Origin of the sequence: Furfurilactobacillus rossiae DSM 15814 (assembly GCF_000428925.1) — a bacterium.
Taxonomy (GTDB): domain Bacteria; phylum Bacillota; class Bacilli; order Lactobacillales; family Lactobacillaceae; genus Furfurilactobacillus; species Furfurilactobacillus rossiae.
Map to the genome: position 1 here is coordinate 78,719 of NZ_AUAW01000012.1, position 11,370 is coordinate 90,088.

The following is an 11,370-nucleotide window of genomic DNA, read 5'->3' on the forward strand; positions in this document are numbered from 1 at the left end:
AAAGATTGAAATATTTATTTCTAACGAACTAAGTAACCACCATCTACTGGAATTACTGCACCATTGATGTAATTTGCGGCGTCACTGGAAAGATAAACGGCAATCCCCATTAATTCGAAAGGTTCGCCCCAATGACCAGCGGCAATACGACCAAGAATCTCTGCGTTACGTTTTTCATCGGCACGAATGGGTGCAGTGTTTGCAGTCTTAATATACCCAGGGGCAATTGCATTAACTTGAACATTATAAGCGGCCATTTCGCTGGCAAAAGCCTTAGTTAGTCCGGCAACACCATGTTTAGCTGCAGTGTACGAAGGAATAAACTTTCCTCCTTGGAAGGATAGCATGGAGCCAATGTTAATAATTTTTCCTGATTTCTGTTTAGCAAAAACCTTCGAAGCGGCTAAAGATAAGTGGTAAACGGCAGAAAGGTTGATTGAAATGACCTTGTCCCAGTCCTTGTCCTTGGATTCTAAAATAGGATTTCGCTTAATCATGCCAGCGTTATTGATTAAGATATCTAAATGGCCAAATGTGTTGATGACTTTTTCAACAACTTTGTCGGCAATGCCAGGCTGTGTAAGATCTATATCTAAAAATTCAACCTTATGACCGCGTTTTTCAATAAGGTCACGAGTTGCATCCCATCCATCTGTGCCGTGGGTGGCAATAAAAATGTCTGCTCCAGCCTCTGCCAATGCAACTGCGTAACCCTGTCCCAAGCCGGTATTTCCGCCTGTGATGAGTGCTACTTTTCCGCTTAAGCTAAACCAATCCATTTTAAATTTATTGAGTGCTGCCGTGATCTCGTCAATTTCATTTTGTGATTGTGTCATGTTTAGAATCCTCCATTTTAATATTTCCTTATAAGAAATAGTGTTTTCTATTTAGAAATCCCACGATCACAATAATGCGTTTTTGAAAATATTGCAATAGTTATTTTTAACAAACCGTATTTTTTCACGTTTTACAGCATTTTTAAAGTCAGCATAATGTTACAAATATAGTTCGAGCCAAGTGGGAAATCACTGATACCATTGCGTAAATCGCCGTATACTCGCGCTTTTAAGATGCATATAAGGTGTGCAAATTAGTCAATTCTCTATTTTAAAAGTAGACGGGAAATCTACTATACACTGCTGCGAGGCATAGTAGATTGGCTACTTAGACAGCAGGTCAAGTAATCAACGAAATAGTGCTTATAATTTTTGAAAAGGCTTGCAAAAGGAACGTGTGACCTTCTATACTATGATTGTAATTTCGTTTTAAGAACTAGCATTTCTTTATAAGAAATCCCAAAATTTCGCACTTTTATTAAAGAAACGAAAGGACTTAATTACAATGCAAGTTATTAACTACATCATGTCCCTTGGGGCTAGTGTTATGATGCCAATCATATTTCTTATTTTTGGGTTGTTACTCGGAATGGGCCTTGGAAAGTCACTCAAGGCCGGACTATCTGTTGGTGTTGGGTTTGTTGGCTTAAACGTGATTACGCAATTATTGGCGACTAATCTTGGACCCGCTGTTAATCAGATGGTCAAGTTATATCATCTACATTTACACACGTTGGATATTGGATGGCCAGCGGCTTCTGCAGTAGCATTTGGTACAAAAGTTGGTGCCATTATCATTCCGTTGGGACTGGGCATCAACGTGTTAATGTTGCTGACTAAGACTACCAAGACACTTAATATCGATCTTTGGAACTATTGGCACTTTGCATTTATTGGATCGATTGTGTCCATTGCAACAAAGAGTTTCTGGTGGGGAATTTTTGCTGCTATCTTCGTATTTATTGTTACCTTGGTCGGGGCGGACCGATCTCAAAAAGCTGTTGAATCATTTTATGGTAAAGATCTTGAGGGTATCTCGATTCCACAAGCGTTTTGTGTTTCATTCATTCCATTTGCTATTGTGACGGATTGGATTGTAGAACATATTTCTGGATTGAATAAGGTTGATTTAGATGCCGACAAAATGAAAAAAAGGTTCGGTATCATGGGGGATCCTATTTTCCTAGGTGTAGTTATTGGCATTTTATTGGGGTTTCTAGCACGATATCCAGTTGCAAAAACTTTGCAGTTGGGAATTATCCTAAGTGCCGTTATGGTATTGATTCCGCGAATCACTTCATTGTTTATTGAAGGACTAAGTCCAATTTCAAAACGATCGCAGGAGCTTATTTCTAAACATTTCAAGGGTCGTTCATTTAACATCGGGATGACGCCTGCGTTAGTGATTGGACATCCAACAACTTTAGTGGTGTCATTACTCCTTGTACCAATGATCTTGTTCTTGTCGATCATTATTCCTGGAAATGAATTTCTGCCCCTAGCCAGCTTGTCTGGCTTGATTTACCTATTTCCACTTGTACTTCCTTACACTCATGGCAATGTGTTACGAACTTTTCTAACCGGTTTGATTTCATTAGTTGTAGGTGTTCTTTCGGCCACGAGTTTAGCAGCTATTTTTACTGCGGCTGTAAAACTAGTCCAAAAGAATTTGATTCCAGTAGGGACAACTTCAGTTGCAAGTATCGACTTTGCAGCAAGTCCCTTGGCATGGATTACTTATTTCTTCACGAATAATCTAGCCGGTATTGGTGCTGGCATCTTAGCTATCTGTGCTGTGTTATTGATGATTTATAACCGTCGCAAGATTGTCGATGAACAGGGCGTTTCTAGCAAAAAAGATAGTAAGATTACAAATTCGGAAAGTTCAATCAATTAATTGATTTTTGAATCTATACAAAAAAGACCAAATCGCCTTCAAAATAGAAGGAGGTCTGGTCTTTTTCATATTCGGTGCATTTTATATTTTATCTATTATTTCTTTTTGAGCTTCCTTAGCGAGTTGAACTATCTTTTTTCGCTTTTCAGAGCCCATGCGAAATTTTGGAGCCGTGATACTGAAGGCACCATAAATTTTTTGATATTTAGTAATAACAAAGCCGACGCAGAAGATATCAACTTCATTTTCTTCATCGTCAACAGAATAGCCACGTCCTTTAGTAGTCTGTAAATCGGCAATTAATGCATCAGAGGTTGTGATAGTGTTCGGTGTGACTTTTTTTAGATCGGTGTGATCAAGATAATCAGCCATTTCTGTATCTGAATAGGCTGACAAGATGGCTTTTCCCATCGAAGATGAATACATATTCATTCGACCACCAATTCTAGATTTTAAAAAGATGCTTTGTGGACTTTCAAATTTGTCTAGAAGCACAATCTCATTGTCATTGACGATACCTAAATTAATCGTTTCGCCTGTACTATCGCGAAGGCGAGATAACGTTGGCGTCACAATTGATCGAATATCAAATTCTTCAGATGCCTTTTCACCATAGGCAAGCAATGATACATCTAAAAAGTAGGCTTTAGTGTTTTCATCTCGTGTCACAAATTTTAGTGCTTCCAGTGTAGTTAAAATCTTTAACGTTGTTGGTTTTGTCATGCCAATCCCATCGCTTATTTCCTTAAGCGTAGGAGCGGTTTCAGAGTTCAATAAGTAATCGAGAATTTCTTTGGCACGAATGAGTACAGTACCGTAGAGTTTATTAGTAGATTCAGACATTGAATTCAGCCTTTCCGTTTCTTATTTAGAAATGATAACTCTAGAATTGTAAGCCATTTTTATCGAGACGTCACGAGGTAAGTAGACTGAATCTTAAGTTTTTCTAATTGAATCTGAATTAACAAAAATACTATTTGTGGAAGTTTAACTAAAAAGGTTTCTAACTATTCAGCTTAATCAGCAAACTGCCAATATAAAGTTCCACAAGATCCTTAAAGTTCCGTGGATTCAATCCCGTCTCCTCATGAATCTTGTTCAGCTGGTAGCTAAGCGTGTTGCGATGAATGTGTAGGTTAGTGGCGGCGTGTACTAAATTGCCGTTAGCATTGATAAATGCATCCAGTGTTTTGAACAGTTCGCCCTGATTACCGTCAATGGTAGCGTTGCGCAGCCGTTCAAGGGTATCGGGGATAATCAATTTACTGTTGACAATCGCGCTGATAAACTGAACCTGTTCAAACGAAATCAGGCTCGGATCGGCCAGCTTTGTCTGAATATCAATGACTTGCAGCGCTTGATTGACCGTCGTTTTAATAAGGTTCGTTTTGGTTCCGATACCAATGGCAATGTGGTTGTCCTTGGCGAAACTAGTTAACCGTTTAATCGTTGTGTCGTAGGCAGTTAAAACGAGGCTGGTGTTGTCACTCAACTGAAGCAGATAATCCGCAGTATCCATGGGAATTTGCGGCAGGTGTGTGGCGTGCAGGGCTAGGGCCACTCTTGGTTGTTCAACCTGGATGCCCAATTGTTCAGCTTCCAAGTACAAGGACGAACTTTTAGAAATGATGGTTTTTGTTTGAATCCACTGATGTAAGAAACGATTTAGACGGGAGGTGTGTTCCTGACGAATGGCGTTCGTTTGCGCTTGAGAAATCAACAGTTCCGTTGCAGTGCTCAATAAAGATGCCAATGGTGTAACTTTCTCCGGATCGCCAGTAATCCCGATGACGCCAATAATTTGGTGATCAAACACAACGGGTGAATTGACGCCAGGTTGACCGTGTTCGCCATATGATTCGGCCATTGGCAAAGATTGGCCTGAGCTAATTGCTTCGACGGCGCCGCGATGGAGTGATCCAATCCGCTTTTTATCACCACTGGCAATAATGGTGCCGGTTTCGTCCATCATGTTGATATTGCAAGGAATCTGTTTCATCATCTTATCTACGATTGACTGTGCCAAAGTTGGCTCAAGCTTCATTTAAATCACCCCGATTAACAGCGTTTGATTAGCGCTAGTTCCCTATAGTTATCTTAAGACATCTAAGTATTGTGAATGAATATGCAAAGTGACCAAATTCACGCAACATTTTTGGCAGTTTGATACTGTTTTATGTAACCGCTTTAACGTAAAGTATACCGTAAAGTTAGTAATCTATTTGGAGGGATGTACTGTGGTAAACGTAACGGTGAGTTGGATCGGTGCGCTGGTTGGGTTAGCTTTAGCCATTATTTTGATTTTACGTAAACTCAACCCAGTGTACTCGTTATTATTGGGGACGATTGTCGGTGCCATTATCGGTGGTGCCAACTTAGTCCAAACGGTAAATATTGTGGTCGCCGGAACCCAAAGTGTGATGGGGACGGTGGTGCGCGTGTTGGCCGCTGGTGTATTGGCGGGTGTCATGATGGAATCTGGCGCTGCTAACACGATTGCCAAGACGATTGTGAACAAACTTGGTGAAGGCCTAGCGATATTCTCGCTCGCTTTATCAACGATGATTATCACAGCGGTCGGTGTCTTTATCCCAGTAGCTGTGTTGATTGTGGCGCCGATTGCGCTTGAAGTGGGTAGCCGCATGAAGATTTCCAAATTGGCGTTGCTGGTTGCTCTGTCTGGTGGTGGGAAGGCCGGCAATATCATTTCGCCAAATCCGAACACGATTGCGGCGGCACGTGGCTTCCATTTGCAACTGAGTTCTGTGATGGTTGCGGACTTTGTGCCAGCGTTGTTTGGCCTTGCGATGGCCGTATTACTGGCAACCGTCTTGAAAAATCATGGCGACATTGCCAGCATGGCGGATGTCGAAGCAAACCAAGACACGGGCGCTACGCCTGATCCAGATAATTTACCGTCGTTTCGGTCTGCCATCGTTGCGCCACTCGTGGCCGTTATTTTGTTGCTGATCAATCCGATCGGTAGCATTTTGCACATTGCTGTCTTGCAGAAGTTTCAGGTTGACGCGATGTACATTCTGCCGTTGGCCGGGGTGCTGGGGATGTTTGCCATGCATCAAGGTCGACAGATTCTTGCCTACACTAAGTCAGGTATGGATCGAATGACGGATGTTGTGCTTATCTTGATTGGTGCCGGAGCTATTGGTGGTTTGATTACCGCCTCGACTCTGCCAGCCATGATCGTTCATTTGATCAAGATTTCTGGTATCTCTGGCACGTTCTTGGCGCCAATAGCCGGAATTCTGATGGCTGCCGCAACGGCTTCGACCTCAACCGGTGTCATTCTCGCGACCGGTTCGTTTGGCAAAGCCATTCTGGCCTTCGGAACCGCACCACTGGCAGCTGCTGTGATGGTTCATACCGGTGCGACGGTGATTGACCACCTGCCACAGGGAAACTATTTCCACGTCACCGCCAATGCGATGAATATGGATTTGAAGGCGCGGATGAAATCCGTTCCATATGAAACAGCCGTTGGTCTGACGATGACCATTGTCGGCACGCTTATGTATGGGTTCTTACTCTAGGAGGACAACAAAATGAAATTTGTGATTGCACCAGACTCATTTAAAGGAAGCCTCACTGCCAAGGAAGCGGCAGATGCAATCGAGACCGGCATCAAACGGATTTTCCCAGACGCCGACTACGAAAACGTGCCCATGGCTGATGGCGGCGAGGGCACTGTCCAATCGTTGGTTGATGCGACACATGGCACGTTCAGGACGATTGACGTTCTGAATCCACTGCAAGAGACCGTTCCCGCTGAATATGGTATCTTGGGCGACGGTCAAACAGCTGTAATTGAAATGGCAGCCGCCAGCGGTATTCAGTTTGTTAATGATGAAACGAAGAATCCACTGATTACGACGACTTACGGCACCGGTCAGCTGATTGCGGACGCGTTGCAACGTGGTGCTACCGAAATCATCATTGGTATTGGCGGTAGTGCGACCACAGATGGCGGTGCGGGGATGGCAGAAGCTTTGGGCGCCAAGTTCTTGGATGCTTCTGGCTCGCCAATTAATCGTGGTGGCGGTGGTTTAGCTGACTTGGCGACTATTGATGTCAGCGGCATGAATCCACTGCTTATGAACGCGCATATTCGAATTGCTTCTGACGTTACGAATCCGCTGGTTGGTAAAACTGGTTCCGCCGCTGTGTTTGGCCCACAGAAGGGTGCTACACCTGAAATGGTTAAACAATTGGATGCAAATTTGGCGCATTACGCTGAAGTGTTAAGGACCACGCTTGGCGTCGACCTGGCCGATTATCCCGGTTCCGGCGCCGCTGGCGGTTTGGGTGCTGGACTACTCGCCTTCACCAACGCCAAGATGGAAAAAGGCGTTGAGATTGTCGTCCAAATGACTAAGTTGAAGGAACGCGCCAAAGACGCCGATTTTGTCTTCACCGGCGAAGGTGGCATCGACTTCCAAACTCAGTATGGCAAGACACCGATGGGGACGGCTCAAGCCGCTCATAGCGTGAGCGACCATGTGACGGTTATCGCTTTAGCCGGTAACGTGGGGAAGGGCATTGATCAGTTGTATGACCTCGGGATTGACGTTGTGATGGGGATACTGCCCGGAGTTGAGGATTTACCGACTGCGGTTGCCCATGCGAAGGATAATCTGACGAATACTGCGGAGAATGTGGCGCGGTTGATTAGGCGTGCACGTAAATAAGCGGAAAATAAGATATAATTCCTGTTAGATAAATCCATTCTTTGTGATTACGCGAGTGCTTGAGATTTGAGTCATTTTTTTATGGACGACAGGAGTTGATTCAAATGTTCCTTCAAAATCTAGCTATTTCAATTTTTTTAGTTTTTGGCGTGTTACTTATTATTGCTGGTTTTAAAATAAATTCGCATACTTTGACCGATTATGCTAGCGTCGCAGATAGCACTGATGCAGGCCCATGGATTGCTTTGTTGAGTTTTCTGTTTAAAAGGGCTGGCTTCAAACGATACGGCAAGGCGGCGTTTGTGATGGTCGGAGGTCTCCTAACCGCTGTATGCATTGTGCTGCTGATAGTTTTGAATTGATGACTGGAATTTCTATTTTGTTTGAAAAATCTCTCTATTTGGATGCATTTAATATAAGTACTTTTGATGAGTTAAGCTGTTACAGAAAAAAACGTCACAGTATGGTAGAATCTCAATTTTTTAAGATTCTACCGTACCGTGACGTTTTATTTGTATATTTATAGGTTGCTAAAGAACTGAATGATGATTAGCTTTATTTGTTCAATTAAATCAATTCCTGTGAAATAATAGTAAGCTTTCCAACCAATATAAAATACTACGACAAAGCCAATGACTGTTAGCAGTCGATCCCAGGTACGACTATATCTACTTCTTCGGTAAGCACGCTTTTGAAGTTTACGCTGTTGCTTTTGCATCTTTTGTGACTGGATATGTTGTTGTTCCGCATTAATCTCACGCTGCGCAGCGAGTGCTTGACGTTGCCGAGAATCACTGATTATTTGAGCATTACGTCGCTGCACTTCTAAGTCGTGTTCTTGTTTAGCCTGTAGATAAGCTGTATGCCACTTAGGATCGTCCTTGCGTTTCTCATAAAAATCAAAGCTGTGATATGCCATTGTAACCACACCGCCATTCGTTTTCCTGACTTAATTTTATCGACGATGGCTCAGTTATGCAATAAATAGATTGGAAGTGATATAAGAAGGTTATGGTTATATTTCAAAGTAAATAAATGTTTACTGAGGTTATTTGTCAAGAAAACCAAATTGATAAATGTAACCATTAATTATTTTTTCCAATTCATCGTAAGCGTTTTTAAAATTAGAGAGATATTGTGACTTCTTACCATTGGTCATTAAACGTCTAATTTGTTCCCAACCAGCATCCCAGTTCATGAAGCAAAATTCAGGATAATCATCGTTTAATTCTTGACGATATTTGAAGGTGTCCTCTACGATTTTTTCAGCGTAACTTAGAACCAATTTAGCCGCAGGAGAAATATCACCCTGGTGCTTTTCTAGCCATTTATAGACAAAACGCTCACAATCGTCTTCAATAGAAAAGCCCATGTCCGAAAAATGACTTTTGCTTGCTAACGCAGACATTGAATGTTTACTTAGCCAAAAGAACTCATTATTTATATTGTAAGATTTTTCTCTGTACTCAATGTTACTGAGAGATACTTGATAACTGTACTTATTAAATAATCCGAATATAACCATTTCTGTTAGCATCATGTTGTAGTTGGCATTATTCAGGAATAGCTCCGATGGAGAATGGTAATTATCTTTGTTATTAATCCAACTGTGAGATGTTGATTTCCGTATGGCGAAGTTAATCATAACTCTTTCAAAATTTTCAGGAACAATAGCGAAGCCATGACCGTCATGGTAGCAATCGCTGAAAAGTGCAGTTTCAGTTGCGGCTTTTTCAACGTTATTGGCTTTGTTCCATGCGTATCCCAAAGCATGAATAGGGTATTTTGGAGGAGTGATACTGCTGTTTGGTTTTACTTTAAAGGCACTGGAAAATGTAGGATAGGTACCTTTATCTTGATACTTCAGACCTTTTAATGACACGCCGCGTACCCACTCGGATAGAAAATCGGATTTAGGCAAGTTTTTTATTGTGTGTTTGCCTGATCTGGTTATTCCCTGTACGGTAGTGTCCTCCTTGATGGCAAGTGTATATTGATTTGGAATCCGATCCGTCGAACGTTCATGTATGCTGCGTAAAATTGTAAAACTAATACCCCAATTGGCCGCTGTATCTGAGAATTCTCCAGCATTTAATAAAAATCCACTTTTGAAGTCGAAATGCGTAAACAATGCTTCGTCGAATGCTTTAAAGTAAGATCCTCCAGTCATGTATTGTGAATTAGAAAAATATGCAATAACTAAATTCGATAACTTGAAGGCTTTTTTTAGCAACAGTGCCCTATAGAAAAACTGACAGTAGAGGTTTTCAGATGCGTGGCCGATTTTATCATTTTTCATATATTCATGGACCACACTTTTGGTTGCCACGCCGGCCTTCTTGTGTTCACTGTCCATGCGAGCATCACCAGCGGTAGCATATGGTGGATTCATAAATAAAACTATTGGCTTATTGCTCAGTAGCGCATTTACAAGTTCTGGAGCCCGATCAAATAGTTTAGCTTTCTTAATGTTCTTTTTGCTTAAGGATATATCATCATTTAAAAAATCATACTGGAAGGCAATATTTTCACGATTGTACATACGTCCCATTGCCAGTTCATTGTCAAATAGCGTTGATGAAAATAAATGTTTGAATTTAAAGTCTCGAGTTAAGTTTTTCGATCCCGCTGCGGCATCCCAGACATAGTATTTTTCCCGCCAATCATATCCGAGTTCGCTAGATATTTCTTTTACCGCTTCATTTACCCAGACAGTTGGAGTCCAGTACTCACCGCTGAAACGGCGATTGGTTTCTTCAAGAAGGATATCACCAACTTCGGTTATGTCTTTTACTTCATTAGCGGAATAATTAGTATCAAACCGACTAAAAAATGCATACCAATTTCTACCATTTACAGTGTATTTTATATAGGTACCATCATCGTTGAGCATTGTGACAGTATTGTTTTTTAAAATCACATTTTCATGATTGGTTAGAGCGTTAATGAACATACCTACTAATTCTTGATTTGTCTTAACCTTTGTTCTATTTTGAGTCACTAATCTAAGAAATTCGTCATAAGCGCCGCGAATGTTAGCTTGATTCACTGGTATTTTACTTAATTGAGTTGCATTTTCAGTAGATGCTAAGTCTGAAACTAGGCCCATAATGTCATTTAGGTTAAAGTCTCTAGATCTTATGTCATAAACATACGGGTTTATATTGGCATCTATTCGTAATTTATCGAAAACGACTTGTGGTATCTGTTCGTCATAAGCCTTACGTGCATTCATCGACCAGTCAATATCTGGCATATCAAGATATGGATAAAGGACACGTGCGTTAATGACAAAAATTTGATTCGCATCGGCCGCCAAAACAACATTTGGCAATTCGAGTCCCTTGTCGTTTCCGTTTTCAATGTGCATGTTTATATGTTTCATGTAAAAGAGTACTTGAGCTAAAATGCGTTCTTGATAATTTCTTTTTTCTAGGTGGACGTCATCTTTAAATTCTGTAATCAACGACAAAGCGACTGTTATATCCTGTACAATTAAGAGACCGTCTGTGCCTAGTACTTTTGACATAGGTGTTGCATACCCTTTATTTACTGAATAGAAAGTATCATTTAATAGGGAGAACCAAGATGCTTCTACTACTGCTTCTTGACCTTTTAAATTTTCACCGTGGTGTATGTCTCTTAAAAATGTTTCTTGACGTTTTTTTGATACGCGTTTCCACTGAACATTTCCAATTGATGAGTATTCATATTTAGCCAAACAAAACACCTTCTATCAGTGATTTGTTTGAGGAAAAAGAAAAGGACTCGTCAACAAAAATAGTTAGCGAGTTCTTAAAAAAGTTCTTGACAAAGAGACGTTGCCTTACATAATCAACGTGAGTGAGTGAGTGAGTGAGTGAGTGAGTGAGTGAGTGAGTGAGTGAGTGAGTGAGTGAGTGAGTGAGTGAGTGAGTGAGTGAGTGAGTGAGTG

Annotated in this window: 9 protein-coding genes; 4 read left to right on the forward strand and 5 right to left on the reverse strand. The window is 41.3% G+C overall.

What is annotated here, in order from left to right; translation table 11 throughout:
- Positions 1-20: 20 nt before the first annotated feature.
- Complete coding sequence (gene kduD, locus G400_RS0108815) at positions 21-836, reverse strand: 2-dehydro-3-deoxy-D-gluconate 5-dehydrogenase KduD (RefSeq protein WP_017260722.1); 816 nt, start codon at positions 834-836, stop codon at positions 21-23.
- Positions 837-1,341: 505 nt separating this feature from the next.
- On the opposite strand from kduD, the gene G400_RS0108820 reads away from it, so the two are divergent.
- A complete protein-coding gene (locus G400_RS0108820; RefSeq protein WP_017260723.1) occupies positions 1,342-2,733 on the forward strand; it encodes a PTS galactitol transporter subunit IIC in 1,392 nt (463 codons plus the stop codon).
- Between the two features lie 81 nt (positions 2,734-2,814).
- Here the strand turns inward: G400_RS0108820 and G400_RS0108825 are convergent, their stop codons facing one another.
- Both G400_RS0108825 and G400_RS0108830 read right to left on the reverse strand, forming a co-directional pair.
- Positions 2,815-3,576, reverse strand: coding sequence for an IclR family transcriptional regulator (locus G400_RS0108825; RefSeq protein ID WP_017260724.1), 762 nt, complete (start codon positions 3,574-3,576; stop codon positions 2,815-2,817).
- 160 nt (positions 3,577-3,736) lie between these two features.
- Positions 3,737-4,777: a CdaR family transcriptional regulator gene (locus G400_RS0108830; protein WP_017260725.1), complete on the reverse strand. Its 1,041-nt coding sequence runs from the start codon at positions 4,775-4,777 to the stop codon at positions 3,737-3,739.
- Between the two features lie 193 nt (positions 4,778-4,970).
- Here G400_RS0108830 and G400_RS0108835 point away from each other — a divergent pair, with 193 nt between their 5' ends.
- The 3 genes from G400_RS0108835 (at position 4,971) to G400_RS0108845 (ending at position 7,798) form a co-directional block, all read left to right on the forward strand.
- Positions 4,971-6,281, forward strand: coding sequence for a GntP family permease (locus G400_RS0108835; protein ID WP_017260726.1), 1,311 nt, complete (start codon positions 4,971-4,973; stop codon positions 6,279-6,281).
- A 12-nt stretch (positions 6,282-6,293) separates the two neighbouring features.
- The gene (locus G400_RS0108840) at positions 6,294-7,436 is read left to right on the forward strand and encodes a glycerate kinase family protein (protein WP_017260727.1); all 1,143 of its coding nucleotides are present in this window, start codon (positions 6,294-6,296) and stop codon (positions 7,434-7,436) included.
- A 104-nt stretch (positions 7,437-7,540) separates the two neighbouring features.
- Positions 7,541-7,798, forward strand: coding sequence for a hypothetical protein (locus G400_RS0108845; protein WP_017260728.1), 258 nt, complete (start codon positions 7,541-7,543; stop codon positions 7,796-7,798).
- Positions 7,799-7,956: 158 nt separating this feature from the next.
- Here G400_RS0108845 and G400_RS14890 read toward each other — a convergent pair whose 3' ends face one another.
- Together G400_RS14890 and G400_RS0108855 are read right to left on the reverse strand one after the other, a co-directional pair.
- Entirely contained in the window at positions 7,957-8,355 is a 399-nt protein-coding gene (locus G400_RS14890) for a hypothetical protein (protein WP_017260729.1), read from the reverse strand.
- 129 nt (positions 8,356-8,484) lie between these two features.
- Complete coding sequence (locus tag G400_RS0108855) at positions 8,485-11,157, reverse strand: hypothetical protein (protein WP_017260730.1); 2,673 nt, start codon at positions 11,155-11,157, stop codon at positions 8,485-8,487.
- Positions 11,158-11,370 lie beyond the last annotated feature (213 nt).